General features: G+C 42.1%; 20 protein-coding genes and 2 pseudogenes. 8 read left to right on the forward strand and 14 right to left on the reverse strand.

The genetic code is table 11. The features are described from left to right. Window positions 1-191: 191 nt before the first annotated feature. From rplL to HMPREF9065_RS04860, 7 genes are all read right to left on the reverse strand, one after another. Window positions 192-563 (reverse strand): 50S ribosomal protein L7/L12, encoded by a 372-nt coding sequence (rplL, locus tag HMPREF9065_RS04890; RefSeq protein ID WP_005702046.1) that lies wholly within the window; start codon window positions 561-563, stop codon window positions 192-194. A 51-nt stretch (window positions 564-614) separates the two neighbouring features. Next, a complete protein-coding gene (rplJ, locus tag HMPREF9065_RS04885) occupies window positions 615-1,106 on the reverse strand; it encodes a 50S ribosomal protein L10 (protein WP_021616062.1) in 492 nt (163 codons plus the stop codon). Window positions 1,107-1,461: 355 nt separating this feature from the next. Continuing rightward, complete coding sequence (gene rplA, locus HMPREF9065_RS04880; RefSeq protein WP_021616063.1) at window positions 1,462-2,151, reverse strand: 50S ribosomal protein L1; 690 nt, start codon at window positions 2,149-2,151, stop codon at window positions 1,462-1,464. Window positions 2,152-2,155: 4 nt separating this feature from the next. Further along, window positions 2,156-2,584, reverse strand: a complete 429-nt coding sequence (rplK, locus tag HMPREF9065_RS04875) for a 50S ribosomal protein L11 (protein ID WP_005630840.1) — start codon at window positions 2,582-2,584, stop codon at window positions 2,156-2,158. A 168-nt stretch (window positions 2,585-2,752) separates the two neighbouring features. Beyond that, window positions 2,753-3,304, reverse strand: coding sequence for a transcription termination/antitermination protein NusG (nusG, locus tag HMPREF9065_RS04870; RefSeq protein WP_021616064.1), 552 nt, complete (start codon window positions 3,302-3,304; stop codon window positions 2,753-2,755). Between the two features lies 1 nt (window position 3,305). After that, complete coding sequence (gene secE, locus HMPREF9065_RS04865; protein ID WP_021616065.1) at window positions 3,306-3,716, reverse strand: preprotein translocase subunit SecE; 411 nt, start codon at window positions 3,714-3,716, stop codon at window positions 3,306-3,308. A gap of 144 nt (window positions 3,717-3,860) precedes the next feature. Next, the gene (locus HMPREF9065_RS04860) at window positions 3,861-4,619 is read right to left on the reverse strand and encodes a 7-cyano-7-deazaguanine/7-aminomethyl-7-deazaguanine transporter (RefSeq protein WP_021616066.1); all 759 of its coding nucleotides are present in this window, start codon (window positions 4,617-4,619) and stop codon (window positions 3,861-3,863) included. 187 nt (window positions 4,620-4,806) lie between these two features. Between HMPREF9065_RS04860 and HMPREF9065_RS04855 the strand changes: the two genes are divergently transcribed. After that, window positions 4,807-6,891: a TonB-dependent receptor domain-containing protein gene (locus HMPREF9065_RS04855; protein ID WP_021616068.1), complete on the forward strand. Its 2,085-nt coding sequence runs from the start codon at window positions 4,807-4,809 to the stop codon at window positions 6,889-6,891. 82 nt (window positions 6,892-6,973) lie between these two features. Here HMPREF9065_RS04855 and HMPREF9065_RS04850 read toward each other — a convergent pair whose 3' ends face one another. Genes HMPREF9065_RS04850 through HMPREF9065_RS04840 form a run of 3 tightly spaced genes read right to left on the reverse strand, consistent with a single transcriptional unit; the run spans window position 6,974 to window position 8,618 of the window. Continuing rightward, window positions 6,974-8,005, reverse strand: coding sequence for a type II toxin-antitoxin system HipA family toxin (locus HMPREF9065_RS04850; RefSeq protein ID WP_021616069.1), 1,032 nt, complete (start codon window positions 8,003-8,005; stop codon window positions 6,974-6,976). Then, window positions 8,002-8,322 (reverse strand): HipA N-terminal domain-containing protein, encoded by a 321-nt coding sequence (locus HMPREF9065_RS04845; RefSeq protein ID WP_021616070.1) that lies wholly within the window; start codon window positions 8,320-8,322, stop codon window positions 8,002-8,004. Before HMPREF9065_RS04845 ends, HMPREF9065_RS04850 begins: the two co-directional genes overlap by 4 nt. Further along, window positions 8,310-8,618: a helix-turn-helix domain-containing protein gene (locus tag HMPREF9065_RS04840; protein ID WP_021616071.1), complete on the reverse strand. Its 309-nt coding sequence runs from the start codon at window positions 8,616-8,618 to the stop codon at window positions 8,310-8,312. The genes HMPREF9065_RS04845 and HMPREF9065_RS04840 overlap by 13 nt, the downstream gene beginning before the upstream one ends. A gap of 344 nt (window positions 8,619-8,962) precedes the next feature. On the opposite strand from HMPREF9065_RS04840, the gene rppH reads away from it, so the two are divergent. Genes rppH through lgt form a run of 3 tightly spaced genes read left to right on the forward strand, consistent with a single transcriptional unit; the run spans window position 8,963 to window position 11,174 of the window. Then, a complete protein-coding gene (rppH, locus tag HMPREF9065_RS04835) occupies window positions 8,963-9,559 on the forward strand; it encodes an RNA pyrophosphohydrolase (protein ID WP_021616072.1) in 597 nt (198 codons plus the stop codon). A gap of 2 nt (window positions 9,560-9,561) precedes the next feature. Next, the gene (locus HMPREF9065_RS04830) at window positions 9,562-10,359 is read left to right on the forward strand and encodes a sulfite exporter TauE/SafE family protein (protein ID WP_021616073.1); all 798 of its coding nucleotides are present in this window, start codon (window positions 9,562-9,564) and stop codon (window positions 10,357-10,359) included. Between the two features lie 8 nt (window positions 10,360-10,367). Next, window positions 10,368-11,174, forward strand: coding sequence for a prolipoprotein diacylglyceryl transferase (lgt, locus tag HMPREF9065_RS04825; RefSeq protein WP_021616074.1), 807 nt, complete (start codon window positions 10,368-10,370; stop codon window positions 11,172-11,174). An 86-nt stretch (window positions 11,175-11,260) separates the two neighbouring features. Here the strand turns inward: lgt and ligA are convergent, their stop codons facing one another. Continuing rightward, complete coding sequence (gene ligA / locus HMPREF9065_RS04820; protein ID WP_021616075.1) at window positions 11,261-13,276, reverse strand: NAD-dependent DNA ligase LigA; 2,016 nt, start codon at window positions 13,274-13,276, stop codon at window positions 11,261-11,263. A 294-nt stretch (window positions 13,277-13,570) separates the two neighbouring features. On the opposite strand from ligA, the gene cgtA reads away from it, so the two are divergent. Continuing rightward, window positions 13,571-14,746, forward strand: coding sequence for an Obg family GTPase CgtA (cgtA, locus tag HMPREF9065_RS04815; RefSeq protein ID WP_021616076.1), 1,176 nt, complete (start codon window positions 13,571-13,573; stop codon window positions 14,744-14,746). Window positions 14,747-14,822: 76 nt separating this feature from the next. Here cgtA and HMPREF9065_RS04810 read toward each other — a convergent pair whose 3' ends face one another. After that, window positions 14,823-15,191 carry a winged helix-turn-helix transcriptional regulator gene (locus HMPREF9065_RS04810; RefSeq protein WP_033002527.1) on the reverse strand — a complete coding sequence of 123 codons (369 nt, stop codon included), beginning with the start codon at window positions 15,189-15,191 and terminating at the stop codon, window positions 14,823-14,825. Window positions 15,192-15,357: 166 nt separating this feature from the next. Here HMPREF9065_RS04810 and HMPREF9065_RS04805 point away from each other — a divergent pair, with 166 nt between their 5' ends. Next, window positions 15,358-16,209, forward strand: a complete 852-nt coding sequence (locus HMPREF9065_RS04805) for an SDR family oxidoreductase (protein WP_021616078.1) — start codon at window positions 15,358-15,360, stop codon at window positions 16,207-16,209. 116 nt (window positions 16,210-16,325) lie between these two features. Here the strand turns inward: HMPREF9065_RS04805 and HMPREF9065_RS09920 are convergent. Then, window positions 16,326-16,486 (reverse strand): annotated as a pseudogene (locus HMPREF9065_RS09920) (IS3 family transposase); the annotation flags it as partial. 141 nt (window positions 16,487-16,627) lie between these two features. On the opposite strand from HMPREF9065_RS09920, the gene HMPREF9065_RS04800 reads away from it, so the two are divergent. Further along, window positions 16,628-17,026, forward strand: a complete 399-nt coding sequence (locus HMPREF9065_RS04800) for a CopM family metallochaperone (protein ID WP_021616080.1) — start codon at window positions 16,628-16,630, stop codon at window positions 17,024-17,026. Window positions 17,027-17,055: 29 nt separating this feature from the next. Here the strand turns inward: HMPREF9065_RS04800 and HMPREF9065_RS10350 are convergent. Next, a pseudogene (locus HMPREF9065_RS10350) lies at window positions 17,056-17,382 on the reverse strand (transposase); the annotation flags it as partial. A gap of 252 nt (window positions 17,383-17,634) precedes the next feature. Between HMPREF9065_RS10350 and HMPREF9065_RS04795 the strand changes: the two are divergent. After that, the gene (locus tag HMPREF9065_RS04795) at window positions 17,635-18,027 is read left to right on the forward strand and encodes a macro domain-containing protein (protein ID WP_021616082.1); all 393 of its coding nucleotides are present in this window, start codon (window positions 17,635-17,637) and stop codon (window positions 18,025-18,027) included. Window positions 18,028-18,201 lie beyond the last annotated feature (174 nt).

An 18,201-nucleotide genomic window follows, 5' to 3' on the forward strand; every position in this document is an offset into this window, starting at 1 on the left:
GATACCGTTTTAGATGACCGCACTATGAACCTTACTTCTTGAGTGGGTGACTCAAATTAGAATGCTGAATTTAATCTGAGGAAACAAAAGTAATTAAACGGCAAATTTACTTCTGTTTTTGATAGCACAAAATGGCTGATGGTCACCCACCAGCCATTTAGCCTGAGAAACAGGACAAAACAAAATCAAAATTATTTGATTTCTACTTTCGCGCCAGCTTCTTCTAATTCTTTCTTAAGTGCTTCTGCTTCTGCTTTAGCGATGCCTTCTTTCAATACAGCAGGTGCAGATTCAACTAAGTCTTTAGCTTCTTTCAAGCCTAAACCGGTTGCACCACGTACTGCTTTGATTACTGCTACTTTGTTAGCACCCGCTTCAGCAAGCACTACATCGAATTCAGTTTTTTCTTCTGCTGCCGCTGCTGCACCACCTGCTGGCGCTGCTGCTACTGCTGCCGCTGCTGAAACACCGAATTTTTCTTCCATCGCTGTGATTAATTCAACGATTTCAGTTACAGATTTAGAAGCAATCGCTTCAATGATTTGTTCGTTAGTTAATGACATAACAATCAATTCCTAAAGTAAATAAAGTTAATTGGATGAAGAAACGCTTGATTAAGCCGCTTCTTGTAATTTGTCGCGTAATGCCGCAAGAGTGCGAACAAGTTTGCCTGCCGCAGCTTCTTTCATTGTGCCCATTAAACGTGCAATTGCTTCGTCGTAAGTCGGTAATGTTGCTAAGAATTCAACATCTTGGATCTTACCTTCAAAGGCTGCACCTTTAAGTTCAAACTTATCGTTTGCTTTCGCAAATTCTTTGAACAAACGTGCTGCAGCACCTGGATGTTCAGTGGAGAATGCGATAAGTGTTGGACCGGTGAATGTGTCTTTCAAACATTCGAATTCAGTGCCTTCTACCGCACGACGTAATAAAGTATTACGAACAACGCGCATAGAAACACCGGCTTCGCGTGCAGATTTACGCAATTCGGTCATTTTGTCTACTGTTACACCACGGGAATCCGCGATCACAGCAGAAAGGGCACCTTTGGCTGCTTCATTTACTTCGGCAACAATTGCTTGTTTGTCTTGAAGATTTAATGCCATTGGCTTTTAGCTCCTGAATACACTCCGATTGCTCGGAATTTAAATACCTAATAAAACGACTATTAGGACGAATTCGGTGCACAGAAGCAAGAAAATTCTTATTCTGTTCACCATCTACGTAGGATAATTAAGATTGCTCCCCTACGGTCTTGGACGGGGCTTGAATGAGGTCAAGCACCAACCAGAAATACTAAACCGCAAATAAACTACGGTCTAAAAAGGTCAAAGATTATAACGGTCGAAATATCGTTTGTAAATGCTCGATGACAAAAAATCACCACTCAACAATGATAAACACCGGAAAAAATAACCGCACTCACAAAAGTGCGGTCACATTTCATTTTACTTTGATGAATTACAGTGAAGCTTGATCGATAGCTACACCGGCACCCATTGTCGTAGAAATACTGACTTTCTTAATGAAGATACCTTTAGAAGTTGCAGGTTTTGCTTTAGTTAAAGCAGCTAACAACGCTTGAAGGTTTTCTTTTAATTGTGCTTCAGAGAAATTTGCTTTACCGATAGTGGTGTGAATGATACCGTTTTTATCATTACGGTAACGAACCTGACCGGATTTCGCATTTTTAACAGCATCCGCAACGTTTGGTGTCACAGTACCCACTTTCGGGTTTGGCATTAAACCACGTGGGCCTAATACTTGACCTAATTGACCAACAACACGCATTGCATCAGGAGATGCGATTACAACGTCAAAGTTCATTTCGCCTTTTTTAACTTGCTCTGCTAAGTCTTCCATACCGACTAAATCAGCGCCCGCTGCTTTAGCGGCTTCTGCGTTTGCACCTTGGGTGAACACAGCCACGCGAACTTCACGACCTGTACCATGTGGTAACACAGTTGCACCACGAACGTTTTGGTCAGATTTACGAGGATCAATACCTAAGTTTACTGCAACATCAACACTTTCAACGAACTTAGCTGTTGCGAATTGTTTTAATAACGCGATTGCTTCGTTGATTTCATATGCTTTAGTAGAATCTACGCCAGCTTTGATTGCTTTCATTTTTTTAGTCAATTTAGCCATCGTATTATTCCTCCACCACTAAGCCCATTGAGCGAGCAGTACCAGCAATTGATTTCATTTTGGTTTCGATCGTCGCACCAGTCATATCTGCTGCTTTCGTTTCAGCGATTTGACGAACTTGATCTAAAGTGACTTTACCCACTTTATCTTTGTTTGGTTTACCAGAACCAGATTTGATACCTGCTGCTTTTTTCAATAAAACTGCTGCCGGTGGGGTTTTTGTAACAAACGTAAATGAACGGTCTGCATAGACAGTAATAACAACCGGAATTGGTAAACCTTTTTCTAAGCTCTCAGTACGAGCGTTGAATGCTTTACAGAATTCCATGATGTTCACACCTTGTTGACCTAACGCAGGACCAACCGGTGGTGATGGGTTTGCCATACCCGCTGCAACTTGCAACTTAACGTAGGCTTGGACTTTTTTTGCCATTTTAGTTTCCTCTAAATGGGTGATAACGCTATTACTAGCTCCCCTGTTGATAAAAAGGGTTGCATTCTAATCAAAGGCAACCGGTTTTTCAAGTAAAATACTTGAGAAAGTCACCGCACTTTAATCCCAGTTGATTTAAAGTGCGGTCAAAATTTTGAACATTTTTAACTAGCTATTCTTTTCTACTTGACCAAATTCAAGCTCAACCGGTGTCGCACGACCGAAGATAGATACAGAGACTTTCAAGCGGCCTTTTTCGTAGTCGATTTCTTCGACTGTACCGTTGAAATCCATAAATGGTCCTTCGGTGACACGGACTTCCTCGCCCGGTTGGAAAGTCGTTCTTGGTTTTGGTTTATCGCTATTTTGCTCTAAGCGATTTAAAATAATATCCGCTTCACGATTGCTAATTGGTGCCGGTTTATCCGGTGTACCGCCGATGAAACCCATCACACGTGGCACGCTACGCACCAAGTGCCAAGTGTCATCATTCATTTCCATTTGTACTAACACATAACCCGGAAAATATTTACGTTCACTTTTGCGACGTTTACCTGCCACATTTTCGACAACTTCCTCTGTCGGCACTAACACTTCACCGAATTGATCTTCCATATTGTGAAGTTTAATGTATTCACGCAATGTCGTCGCAACACGCGCTTCAAAACCGGAGAAGGCCTGCAACACATACCAACGTTTTTTATTTGCGGTTTCGGTCATTTTAGAATCTCCAGTCAGTTAAGAAGGTAATGATACTCACGATAATTGAATCTAAGCCCCAGAGGATTAAAGACACAAACACAGTTACACCCACAACAATAAAAGTGGTTTGCGTTGCTTCCGGGCGGCTTGGCCAAACAATGCGACGTAATTCAGTTCGAGCATCTTGGAAGAAACCAAGTGCTTTTCGTCCTTGGTTAGTCATTGCAGCTATCCCTAAAGCAATCAGTAGCAATACAACAACAGCAACAACACGGATCGGCGTGGAATATTGATCTTCGAAATAAATATTACCGAAAGCTGTTGCAGCAATGATCACAACTGTCAACAACCATAAAAAAGCATTTAATCCTTTAGACTTTTCTTCAGGAGCCTCAAGCGTATTTTTCTTTTTTTCTATGTCTAATGCCATAAATTTAATCCATCGTAATAACGTAAAATAAGGAATCTTGTTGATAAGGCGCGAAATTATAACAACTAATTCCTCAGTTAGCTATAAAAAGTTCCCACTGCAAAACAAGAGATGGCAATATAAGAACATCGCTCGGCAAAGTAATTAGCACTGATCAGAGGCGCAAGATATGGTCTTTTTTGTATTAAGCGCATCCTCATTGCTACCCATTGCATCTATCAATGATTGCATTTTGCGTAAAATCATATTGAGAACAATGCCATAGGCCGGTACGAACAATAGAACACCAATAAAGAGTTTGAATAAATAATCGACAAAACCGATTTCGACCCAGTGTTCCGCCATAAACGGATCGCTACTGGCATAAAAAGCTATCGCGAAGAACAAATAGGTATCTGCCATTGAGCCAAATACCATAGAGCTAGTCGGTGCAATCCACCACGTTTTCAGTTGACGGAGTCGGTTAAAGACCACAACATCCAGCAACTGCCCAAAGACATAAGCACAGAAACTAGCTACCGCAATACGAAAGACGAAGACGTTAAATTCACTTAACGCAGAGAATCCTTGATATTGGCTTTCTGAAAAGAGTGTAGAAACTAAATAACTGATAATTAACGCAGGAATCATGACAATAAAAATAATCCAACGCGCTTCTTTTGCACCAAATACCCGCACGGTCAAATCGGTTGCTAAGAAGATAAATGGGAACGTGAGTGATCCCCATGTGCTGTGAAACATGAAATCTTCCTGTGCACCAAACAGGGTTAATGGCACATGAATTTCAAAAGGAATTTGGACTAAGTAGTTGCTGGCAGCAATGATAAAAATATGAAAGAAACTGAGCAGAACAAGCGCTCGACGTTTTTGATGATCGTTGAAGATCGAAAATGCCTGTGTCATTTTGTGTTACCTTTTTAGTTTAAATTGGGGTTAGGGAACCCAGTGAATATGTGATTCTGCAAAAATTGCAGGGCGCAAATAATACTTCATCAAAAAAATAATTCAACCGAAATATCACGCACTTCAAAAGGTCAAGATTTTTCTGTATCATGAAAAAGAATTATTCTTAATATTAAAAAGGACCTTTATGAAATCATGCATTAAACTTTCTCCTATTAGTTTAGCTCTTTTTTCTGTTTTCTCGACCCAAACATTCGCAGAGGAAACAAATACTGAGGCATTAGCACCTATCGTTGTCACTGCCGCCGGTACCTCTCAAGATTTAAAAGATGCGCCTGCCAGCATCAGCATTGTGAATAAAGAACAGCTTAAACAACATCCATCCAATCGTTTGGAAGAAGCGTTACAAGATATTCCGGGCGTAAATGTCAGCGGGAGTAATGTGAATAAATCAGATATTTCTATCCGTGGTTTACCGGCTGATTACACATTGATTATGGTGGATGGTCGTCGTCAAAATACCCGTGAATCCCGCCCAAATGGTAACGGCGGTTTTGAAGGTGCATTTATCCCGCCGGTAAATGCAATTGAGCGCATTGAAGTGGTACGTGGGCCGATGTCCTCTCTATATGGTTCTGATGCGATGGGCGGCGTTGTCAATATTATTACCAAAAATGTTACCAAAGAATGGACAGGATCTGCTTCTGTCGGCTTTACCGCACATGACAAAAGCACTTTTGGTAACGGGCATCATGGTAATTTCTTTGTTTCAGGTCCATTAGTTCAAGATAAGCTAGGACTGCAAGTTTACGGCGGAGCAGACTATCGTCCTGAAGATAATATCATCGGCGGTTCTAATCGTAATAAAAATCGTAATATCAATGCCAAACTTTCTTTTACTCCGACAGATAAACAAACCTTTATCTTAGAAGGCGGTCGCCACTTACTCGAAAAACAAGAAACACCGGGAAAATCCTTAGCGTTAACTACAACACGTGGTGCCAGTGTTGCACACAACCAACCGGGAGCTACGCACGCCATCAGAAATCACTGGTCTTTAACCCATCAAGCCGATTGGGATGTGATAAGTTCCGAATTGAGTTTATATCAAGAAAAAGCCAAACGTGAAGTAAGCACAAATGGCGTGGTAGATTCTCGTAAACCGGAAATCACAAATACCGTATTTGATGCGAAATTCATGTTACCTGTGGCAAACCATTTCTTCGTATTTGGTGGTCAGCATCAAAATGCCAAATTGGAAGACGATTCCGTTACCAAAGTCAATCGAATGACAAGAACAGTGAATGGAAAAACGCAAACACGCTCAGTGCCTGTTTATAAAAATACGAAAAATAACGTTCACCAGTATGCGTTTTTCCTTGAAGATGAAATTAATTTCACCGATAAATTCCTATTAACCCTAGGAACTCGCTTGGATCATCACCAGAAGTTTGGTACGCATTGGAACCCAAGAGCCTATGCGGTTTACCATATTGATGATAACTTCAGTGTAAAAGGGGGAATCGCGAAAGCTTTCCGTGCACCAAGTATTCGTGAATTGAGCGAAAGCTATGTTACTGCGACAGAAGCAGGCGCCGGTGTCATTTACGGTAATCCAAACTTAAAACCGGAAACCAGCGTCAATGAAGAGGTAAGTGTCGTTTACAATCACGATAGCGGTGCCAATGCCACAGTAACCTTGTTTAATACAGAGTTTAAAAACAAACTGACCAGCCATTACACCGGCAATCCGGATCCGCTTACCGGTGCTAAACTTTATAAATACAGCAATGTCGGTCGAGCCAATATTAAAGGCGTTGAAGTGAGTTCCCATATTCCGTTTGACGAACACTGGAACGTAGATTTGTCTTATACATACCAGCATTCAAAACGTAAATCGGATGAAGACATTTCGGCTTCAGGCGTGAGTTTAAGAGGATTGCCATTAGATAATACGCCTAAGCATGCAGCCAGCGGAAAACTAAATTGGATCGTAAATGATCGCTTAAGCGCCTATACTCGCGTGGCTTATAAAGGTAAACAAATTTGGGCAAATCCGCGTAATGGGGACAACCGAAATGCCTACCGTACTCGCGGCGGATATACCACGGTGGATTTGGGCACAACCTATAAGGTTAATCCAAATGTCTCTCTTAACTTTGCGGTATTAAATATTGGTAATGAAATTGGCGAGCGTGTGGATACCAACGGCGGAAGCTGGACGGTAGAAGATGGTCGTCGTTTCTGGACAAACCTTAATATCACATTCTAATCCAATCACAATAAGGCACATTTGATTTCTAAAATGTGCCTTCATTCTTCCCTAAAAGTGCGGTCAAAATTTATTTTAAATTCTATAGTTCAGGTTCATTTAATACACTAAGTAACGCTAAACGCTTACGATAATTTTTTAAGACACAATCGATATGTGACTGTGGCATAAATGATTGCGAATAAATCCGCTCGACCTTCTCTCTTTCTTGTGTAATTTCAGGAATGAATTTTTGAATAATCACATTCTTATTTAATCCAATATTTTCCCCAAACTCGACAAAATCATCGCCGATATATTCGCCGTATTGAGTATTAAATCCTTTGGCGAGTGCGGCATTACCTTCTTCTCGCACTAACAATGGTAAGGCAAGTAGCATTGAGTTAAACACCTCAGGATAAGGCGACACCGACACAAAATCATAAATTGGTGCAAGTTTTGGATAGCTATTTTTGGGATAAATAAATGAAAAATTACGTAAGTGGAGATCATTATTGCCCAATAAATAAGCATAAATAATTCGACGGAAAATCTCTCGTTGTTGTGCCAAATGGTTTTCCGTATGCTGTAAAATAAACTGCGCAATTCGTTCATAACTCACATATTGCTCATTATTAGTACCTATTTTTCCATACTTTTCCCGAATGTTCATTGCACCATCAAGTTGTTCTTGGTGAATCGCTTTTTGCTGTTCATCACGATCAAAGCGCTTTATCACAAAAGCAAATTCTGGTTGATTTTCTGCGTCAGCAAAAAACACTAAACCATTTTCTGGTACTTCAAACCCTAGTTCTTTCATCACACACATGGTGGCATGTTCATTTTCAGCTAAAAAAGGATACTCTTCAGGAGAAGGCTTTAAAATGTAATTCCCTTGTTGATTTACGCTGTCAAAGTGATCCTCTTCAATAATAAGCTGTAATTTGGGTTGAAAGCCTGAAATACTCATACCTTGCTGTTTTTTTGGCTTCTCTTTGATAAATTCTTGGCGAGAAAAGGGCAATTCAGGATTAAAATATTTATTACCCGTAAGGTAATGCAAACCTTCAGTGCTGTAACCCAAAAGTACTTCATTTTTTTTCAACGGTTTTAATAAAATACGACAGAAACTCATTGTTTTTCCTCCTGAATTTGCACAGCACCCAACATATTCTCCCCATTGTTAAGTAAAAAACGAAACATATCGCCTTCATCAATTCGTTGGTGAAGGGCATATTTATGTTTTAGCCAGCCTTCCGGCACCAGTGATGCAAAATAAGGGAATAAGGTTTCCGAATGAAAAGGGCTTTGATTAATGGGAAAGCTGAGAGAGAGCGGTATTCCTTGATAATCCGGATTATACGCAAAATGAAAACCACGATAATCTTCTCGAAGTAAGCCGATAAATTCACCGTAGAGAAAGACTTTTCCCGAGCGGACTAAATTGCGCATAGCGAAACTCCTAATGTTTGAGCAACAAGAAAAACGGTGGTAAATCGAACTTGACTTGGATCTTGAAATAGGCGATTTAGCGTAGAAATAGACACGCCGGTTTGTAACTCCAACATACTTAGCTCAATACCAAGTGATTTCCGTTTATCATTTAACATTTTTCCAAATGCCTTGAGATCGGTAATCTTCCCGGCATAAAGCTGTTGCCTTTGTGCTTGCTCATAGGCAATCACAGCTTGTTGAAGCTTTTTCAATTCATCAATTTGACTCTCTAATTGTGCACTAAGATGATTCATATTTGATATTTTATGTTTATTATTTGGATAAGTTAATCATATATGATTTTTTCACGCTTAAAAACATCTTTTTTGAGATTTTTTAAAGAAAAATCTAATTAATTACTCATAAATGATATTTTTGAAAAACCTTTCTTCGAATCAATGAGGTGTTTAGTCTCACTTTTAGAGCGCCGCAAGGATAATCTTCTCCCTCAAAGAGAGAGGATTCATTCAAGTGGACTGACAACGATGCCATACCAGCGCAACATGAAAATACAGAATAAAGTTGTACTGTGTGGCAGTTTATGAAACAATTCGCTGTTATTTAGCGTGAAAAATAGAACAATTTAAGGGATACGATAGTGATCGATTTCGATGGCTACCGTCCGAATGTAGGCATTGTTATTTGTAACGACAAAGGGCAAGTGCTGTGGGCGAAGAGATACGGACAGAATTCTTGGCAATTTCCGCAAGGGGGCATTAATGATAACGAAACTCCCGAGCAAGCCATGTTTAGAGAATTATTTGAAGAAGTGGGGCTAACGCCTAAAGATGTGCGTGTTCTATATGCGTCTAAACAGTGGTTACGTTATAAATTACCGAAGCGTTTATTGCGTCACGATTCCAAACCAATGTGTATCGGGCAGAAGCAACGTTGGTTTTTATTGCAGTTAGTGACTGATACCAAGAATATCAATATGCAGTGCAGTAAAACGCCCGAATTTGACGGATGGCGTTGGGTGAGTTTTTGGTATCCGGTGCGTCAAGTGGTGTCTTTTAAAAAAGAGGTTTATCGTAAAGCCATGAAAGAGTTTGCGGCGGTGTTATTTGAGGAAAACAGTAAAGCCTTGGCGCAGACTGAAACCGCAACATTCGGCGATAAGAAACCCGCGTTCTCTTCTCACAAGCAACATTATTCCAAATCGTCCAAACGCACACCGCATAAATATAGAGGATAATTATGTTAACCTTCTTTCTCTTCTGCTTGCTTGCCGGTTGTGCTGCCGGCTTCTTGTCGGGGCTTTTCGGCATTGGCGGCGGCATGGTGATTGTACCAATGATGGTTTATCTACTGCCGATTGTGGGTGTGCCGGATTCATTGCTCATGTCCACCGCACTTGGCACGTCTTTTGCCACCATTGTGGTTACCGCGTTTTCTTCCGCACAACGACACCATAAACTCGGCAATGTGGTTTGGTCAACGTTGAAATATTTCGCTCCTGCCTTAATGATTAGCGCATTTATTTCCGGACAATACATCAGTAAATTGCCGCCTGAAATTTCCGGTAAGTTATTTGCCGGCTTAGTCACCTATCTGGCGATTAAAATGATTTTGTCCATTAAGCCGAAAAATCTCAATCCGAATAAAAAAATCACGCCGTTATCCTCAATTATCGGCGGTGCTTTAATCGGTATGATATCGAGCGTTGCCGGTATTGGCGGCGGCGGCTTTATCGTGCCGTTTTTAAATTCACTCAATGTGGACATTAAAAAAGCCATCGGTACCTCCGCATTTTGTGGAATGTTAATGGGCATTGCCGGTATGTTGAGCTTTATGCTGAGCGGTTGGGAAACACCGGGTATGCCGAATTATTCCCTCGGTTTTGTGTACCTTCCTGCCGTGTTAGGCATTACCGTCACCTCATTTTTTACCTCCAAACTCGGCGCCAATATGACCAACCGATTACCGGTGTCGACCTTGAAGAAAGGATTTGCCGCCTTCTTAATTGTGGTGGCGATTAATATGTTATTGAAATAAGGAATGTTATGAATTCAGACTATTTGGTTTTACCCCATTTCGACCCGGCAATTTTTGAATTTGGTCCAATTGGCCTGCGCTGGTACGGTTTAATGTATTTACTTGGTTTTATTTTCGCCCGCTGGCTTGGCGTACGTCGTGCCAAACAGCCAAACAGCGGTTGGACGGTAGATCAAGTGGACTCTTTGCTATTTAACAGCTTTATGGGGATTTTCTTCGGCGGACGAATCGGCGATGTTTTCTTTTATAATCTGGATCGTTTTTTACAGGATCCACTGTATTTATTCCGTGTTTGGGAAGGGGGCATGTCTTTCCATGGCGGTTTAATCGGTGTGATTATCGCCATGATTATCACCTCTAAAATTCAAAAACGCCGCTTTTGGGCAACGGCTGATTTTATGGCACCCTTAATTCCGTTCGGGCTAGGTATGGGGCGTATTGGTAATTTCATTAACCTTGAATTATGGGGGCGTCAAACCGATGTGCCTTGGGCGATGATTTTCCCAACAGATCCGTTGCTTTTGCCTCGCCATCCGTCTCAGTTATATGAAGCGGTGTTGGAAGGTTTAGTGTTGTTCTTGATTCTCAATGGGTTTATTCGCAAACCACGTCCGACAGGTTCTGTGGCTGGGTTATTCCTTATCGGCTACGGGTTTTTCCGTTTTATCGTTGAATACGTGCGCGAACCGGATGTAGAGCTTTTCCTTAATGTGATCACGCGCGGGCAGTTACTTTGCGTGCCTATGATTGTGGGGGGCATTGCCATTATGCTTTGGGCATATCGCAAAAGTGCGGTGCAAAAATCCGTTAAATAATGCCTTTGGCATGATTTCATTTTCTTCATGTTATTGCATAAACGACCGACTTCTGATTAAAAGTCGGTCGTTTTGCATTCGCTTACCTATGCACCAATCCATGCTAGAAACTCTTCCTCACTCAACACCTGCACGCCTAATTCTGCCGCTTTGGTGAGTTTGGAACCTGCCGCTTCACCGGCGATAACATAGTCGGTTTTGGCTGAAACACTGCCGCTGACTTTGGCGCCGAGTTGTTGTAACAGCGCTTTGGCATCGTTGCGTCCCATTTGGGAAAGTGTGCCGGTGAGCACCACGGTTTTGTCTTTGAACGGATTTTCTTTCACTTCCTGTACTTCAACAGTTTCCCAATGCACGCCTTGAGCGATGAGATCATTCACCACCGCAACATTGTGTTCTTCGCGCCAGAACACAAAAATGCGATTCGCGACCACCTCGCCCACATCAGGCACTTGTTTTAACTGTTCTAAATCGGCATTTTGTAAGGCTTCTAAGGTTTTGAAATGGTTTGCCAGATTTAATGCGGTGGCTTCACCCACATCACGAATACCCAATGCAAAGATAAAACGGGCGAGGGTCGTGTGTTTGGCTTTTTCTAAGCTGGCTAACGCATTTTCAGCAGACTTCGGCCCCATGCGTTCTAAGCGGGTGAGTGTGGTTAAATCTAACTTGAACAAGTCTGCCGGGGTATGAACCAATTCACGATCCACCAGTTGCTCAATCAGTTTGGCACCTACACCGTCAATGTCCATGGCTTTGCGTGAGACGAAATGTTTTAGCGCTTCTTTACGTTGTGCCGCACAGAATAAACCGCCGGTGCAACGAGCCACCGCTTCGCCTTCAATGCGTACGATTAAGGAACCGCACACCGGACAGTGCGTTGGAAAGACAATTTGGCGCGCATTGGCCGGGCGGCGATCATGTACGACGCCAATAATTTGTGGAATCACATCGCCGGCACGACGAATAATCACCGTATCGCCGATAGCAATGTTGAGGCGCTCGATCTCGTCGCCGTTATGTAAGGTCGCGTTACTTACCGTTACGCCGGCAACGAATACCGGTTGTAGTTTAGCCACAGGCGTGATGGCACCGGTGCGACCGACTTGGAATTCCACGTCATTTAATACTGTTAGTTCTTCTTGTGCAGGAAACTTGTAAGCGATTGCCCAACGCGGTGCTTTGGAAATAAAGCCCAGTCTTTGTTGCAATTCGATGTCATTGACTTTTAATACCGTACCGTCAATGTCATAACCCAAGGAGCTACGTTTTTCCATCATAGTGCGGTAGAAATTTAAAACGTTTTCAACGCCATCGCATAAACGGATTTCGCTATTTACCGGCACACCGATGGATTTCAACCATTGAAGACGTTCATAGTGCGTTGGTGGTAAATTTACGCCTTCGGCAATGCCAATGCTGTACGCGTTAAGCATTAATGGACGTTGGCTAGTGATTTTTGGATCCAATTGGCGTAAGGAACCTGCTGCCGCATTACGCGGGTTAGCAAAGGTTTTTTCACCCTGTTCCAAGGCGTGCTCGTTTAAGCGCTCGAAACCGTCGTGCGGCATAAACACCTCACCGCGCACTTCCAAGCGTGTTGGCGGATTGTCCGTCAGTAGCTGCAAGGGAATGTTACGAATGGTACGAATGTTTTGTGTGATGTCTTCGCCCGTTGTGCCATCGCCGCGTGTTGCTGCTTGGGTCAGCACGCCATTCACATACAAAATACTGACTGCCAATCCGTCCAATTTAGGTTCGCAACAAAATGTCAATGGCTCGGGCACAAGTCCTAAACGATCTTGAATGCGTTTTACGAATGCCAGAAATTCCTCATCAGAAAAGGCGTTATCTAACGAGAGCATCGGAAGTTCATGTTTAATTTGCGCAAACTCCGACAACGGCCGCGCGCCCACACGTTGGGTCGGCGAATCGGCGGTGATCAGTTCGGGATGTTGTTGTTCTAAAGCTTTGAGCTGATGAAATAAACGATCGTATTCGCTGTCGGGAATCTGCGGTTCGTCTAACACATGATATTGATATTCGTGATAACGCAGGTTTTTTCTGAGATCGTCAATTTGTTGTTGGATTGAAGTTGTCATTGTTATTCCATAAAAATAATCGAAAAAACGACCGCACTTTAGGGCGGCAAATTGAAGAGGGCAATGTGATGCACCGCGTCTAAACCATGGTGCGAGGACATCAAGCCGTTCAATGAAAAATACAGCACATTATAAGGGAAAACCACGCTAACCAAGCAGCAGTAATCAAATTTTCCACTGAATTTTTAGGCGATTTTTTGGTTCTACGGCGTTATTGTGCAAACTTCTACGGCGGATTCTGATAGAATAGCCCGACTTAAATCAATCGATAACCCATGAACCCATAGGAAAAATATGAAATTTATTGATGAAGCTTTGATTCGTGTCGAAGCCGGTGACGGAGGCAATGGGTGTGCCAGTTTCCGTCGTGAAAAATACATCCCGAAAGGCGGACCGGACGGTGGCGATGGCGGCGATGGCGGCGATGTCTATTTAATTGCTGACGAAAATTTAAATACCTTAATTGACTACCGCTTTGAAAAACGTTTTGCTGCCGAACGCGGCGAAAACGGTCGTAGTGCAAATTGCACCGGACATCGCGGCAAAGACATTACGTTACGCGTGCCGGTGGGGACGCGCGCCATTGATAACGACACCCAAGAGGTCATTGGTGATTTAACCCAAAACGGTATGCGATTATTGGTTGCCAAAGGCGGTTATCATGGGCTTGGCAACACGCGTTTTAAATCCTCTATTAACCGTGCACCGCGTCAAAAAACCATGGGCACCCCCGGGGAAAAACGCGATTTATTATTAGAACTTATGTTACTTGCGGATGTGGGTATGCTGGGCTTACCTAATGCCGGTAAATCCACCTTTATCCGTGCCGTTTCCGCCGCCAAACCGAAAGTCGCGGATTACCCGTTCACCACCTTAGTGCCAAGTTTAGGCGTGGTGAAAGTGGACGATAACCGCAGCTTCGTGGTAGCCGATATTCCGGGCTTAATTGAAGGCGCCTCTGAAGGTGCAGGCTTAGGCATCCGCTTTCTAAAACATTTGGAACGTTGCCGCGTATTGATTCACCTGGTGGATATTCACCCAATCGATGAATCCGATCCGGCAGACAATGTGGCGATTATCGAATCGGAATTGTTTCAATACAGCGAGTCCTTGGCAGAAAAACCGCGTTGGTTAGTCTTCAATAAAATCGATACCATGAGCGATGAAGAAGCCCATGAACGCGCAGAAGCAATCGCCGAACAACTTGGCTGGGAGGAAGATTATTATTTGATTTCTGCCGCTACCGGTAAAAACGTGCCACAACTTTGCCGTGATATTATGGACTTCTTGGAAGCCAACCCACGCGAAACAGAGGTCGCGCCGGTTGAAAACGAAGAAGTGAAATTCAAATGGGAAGAGTATCATCAAGCGCAATTGGAAAATGCCGATTTTGATGATGAAGACGATGATGACTGGGATGACTGGTCGGAAGAAGACGAAGAAGGCGTAGAAATTATTTATAAGCCCTAATCTGATATAAAATGGGGTGAGCCTAGAAAATAGGCTCTCCCCATTGTCAATGTATCGTCAGACAGTTTAAACATGCCTACTGTGAAACAGTATTCTGCTGACTTGCTAAAATATTCCCTAAATTCATTTCCAACCAATCCACCAACTCAAACATTTTATTGGACGCCTGCGCGCCGAATTCCGTTAAGGTGTAATCCACTTGTGGCGGCACGGTGTTGTAGGATTTGCGAATTAACATGCCGTCTGCTTCCAGTTCTTGTAGCGTTTTTGTCAACATACGTTCACTCACGCCATCAATGGCTCGGCGAAGTTCACTAAAACGCTTGGTGCCGGAATGCAAACTCACCAATACCAACGCCCCCCAACGACTGGTTAAATGCTGCAAAATTTGCCGGGAAGGACAGGCAGAAGCCAACACATTGCCACGCTCAACACTTTTTTCCATTTTTATTTCCTTAAAAATCAATAGATTAAAAATTATTTTCAAAAAATTTCAAAACTTACGTTTACGTAAGTACTTCTAAAAAGTAAGTATTGAAATATAATACGTCACATCAAGCGAACAAGCAAATGTTCAAACATCATTTCAACTTAACGAGAAGGAAAACATCATGACAACGAAAACTATCGCAATTACCGGTGCAATAGGTCAATTCGGCGCAATCGCGTTAAATTTATTAAAAGCAAAACACGCCAACGTCATCGCACTTGTGCGTTCCCCGGAAAAAATTTCCGGCGTAGAAGCCCGCAAATTTGATTATTCAAAAACAGAAGGCCAAGTAGAAGCTTTACAAGGAGTGGATACTTTAATTTTAGTCTCAAGCAGTGAAGTGGGGCAGCGAATTCAACAACATAAAAATGTGATTGAAGCGGCAAAAAAAGCCGGTGTAAAACACATTATTTACACCAGCTTACTCGGCGCCACCAACGACAATACGGTGAAATCCCTTGCCGGTGAACACGTTGCAACCGAAGCCGCCTTAAAAGCCTCCGGCATCCCTTACACCATTTTACGCAATGGTTGGTACACAGAGAACTACACGGCTTCAATTCCAGCAGCATTAGCAAACAATGCTTTCTACGGTTCAGCAAAAAACGGCAAAATTTCCTCCGTACTTCGCGCAGAACTTGCGGAAGCAGCGGTAAACGTTGCATTAAGTGAAGGCCATGAAAACCAAACTTACGAACTCGCCGGATCAACTAGCTGGACATTAACCGACCTTGCCGCAGAAATCAGCAAACAAACCGGTAAAGAAATCCCTTACGTGGATATTCCGGCAGAAGACTACGCTGCTGCGCTTGTTCAAGCCGGTTTAGACGCGGGATTTGCTGGCTTAATTGCACAATGGGATGTGGATGCGTCAAACGGTGCATTATTCTCAGAAGACAAAACCCTTGAGAAATTGCTTGGCCGTCCAACAGCAGGATTGGATGTAGCGGTGAAACAAGCTTTATCCCACTAATAACATTTGACTAAAACAAGGTGCGGTTATTATCGCACCTTTTTAAATGGCGTTTGTTTATTCGGGGAGTAATAAAAATAAGGAGAATGATCTGCCCCCAAAAAAGTTAGACTGATTTAGTTCAAGGACTGAGTTCTGTAATTCACAGGGCTGAGTCCTTTTAGTTTCTCCTGAATACGCTCATGGTTGTAATAATGAATGTACTCGAGGATTGTTTTTCCAGTTGTTTGAACGTCTCAAATAGTTTACCGTAATAATATTCCGTTTTTAATGGTCCTTTTGCTTCATGATTCTGTCCCTCATATCAAATATTGTCTTATTTAGCACCTCACCAAAAATTTTCGGAATAAATATTGACTTTAACCTTAGGTCAAGGTTTATGATTCGTGCGCATTCAGTTATCACATAGGAGAAAAACATGAAAAAACTTATGACTTTTATCACACTTAGCGCTGCTGCAGTTTCAATTTATGCCCAAGCTAATGAACAACCGCATCAAGCACACATGAAAATGCATCAAGCACACATGAATATGCCAATGTCGACAGATTCTGCAATGCAACAAGAATTAATGCAAGGTATGAGTCAAATGCATCAAGACATGATGGCAGCTGCGCAATATAAAGATCCTGATGTTGCTTTTGCAGCAGGTATGTTGCCACACCATATTGGCGCAGTAAAAATGGCGGAAGTTGAATTAAAATACGGAAAAGATCCTGAGATGCGTAAGCTTGCTGAGAATATTATTAACGCACAACAAGCGGAAATTGAACAAATGCAAAAATGGCTTAAAGCACACAATAAAAAAGCTCCGTAAAATGATCTGACCCCAAAAGTTAGACTGATTTAGTTCAAGGACTGAGTTCTGTAATTCACAGAGCTCAGCCCTTTTAGTTTCCCCTGAATGCGCTCATGGTTGTAATAATGAATGTACTCATGAATCGTTTTTTCCCGTTGTTAGAACGTCTCAAATCATTTACCGTAATAACATTCCGTTTTTAATCGTCCAAAGAAGCTTTCCATCGCACTATTATCTAAACAATTTTCCTTCCTTGACATACTCTGTTGAATGCCATTCTCTCGTAAAATCGCCTGATAACCGACCATTTGATACTGCCATCCTTGGTTAGAATGCAAAATGGTTTTTGTGCCTTCAAGCCTTGTTACAGCTTGTATCACGTTAAGTTTAAATTCAGGTGAGTAATTTCACTTCTTATCCAGCGCTGTTAACCTATTGATTCTACTATGATTAAATTGGTTAACCCAATATTCTGATGTTGTTTCGACAAGTTGAAAATGCCTGCGGGTAAGTGAACGATTTTTACCATTTTGAAGATAAAATTCGATGACTTGTTGTTTGAAAAGAAAATTGTATTTGGTCATAAAAAATCTGCACCTTAGTTAGTTGGTTGTTTAGTCCAACTGTTGGGGTACAGATCATGTTTTGAATTAATTAATGCACAAGACAAATTAGAAGCTACAGGCAAGGCAAAAATCACGCCGGCGTTTAATTTACCATCTAAATTTGTGTTACACACCGTCGGACCAATTATCTACGAAAACGTCAATGAAACTGACCGCACTTTGCTTGCCGATGGCTACCGTTCTTGCTTAGAACTCGCCAAAATAAACGATCTAAACTCTGTCGCATTTTGTTGTATTAGCGCAGGCGAATTTCGTTTTCCAAATCAATTAGCAGCAGAAATTGCGGTAGAAACCGTACGAGCATTTTTGGACAAAAATCCGAAAATGAAGGTGGTGTTTAATGTGTTTAAAGAGGTAGATTGGGCGATTTATGAAAAACTATTGGCAAGATAATCAAGAAAGTGCGGTTGATTTTAAAAATGTTTTACACCAACCGCACTTTTTATTTTCAAATACTTCCCGCCTTTTCAATCACAAAAATCCGTGCTTCTCCTTGCGGTTGGGCAACGTGTTCAGTACCAATACCGGCATAAAATCGTAGCGTGCAACTTGTTGCACGAAATCGTG

It is taken from the genome of Aggregatibacter sp. oral taxon 458 str. W10330 (assembly GCF_000466335.1).
Classification (GTDB): domain Bacteria; phylum Pseudomonadota; class Gammaproteobacteria; order Enterobacterales; family Pasteurellaceae; genus Aggregatibacter.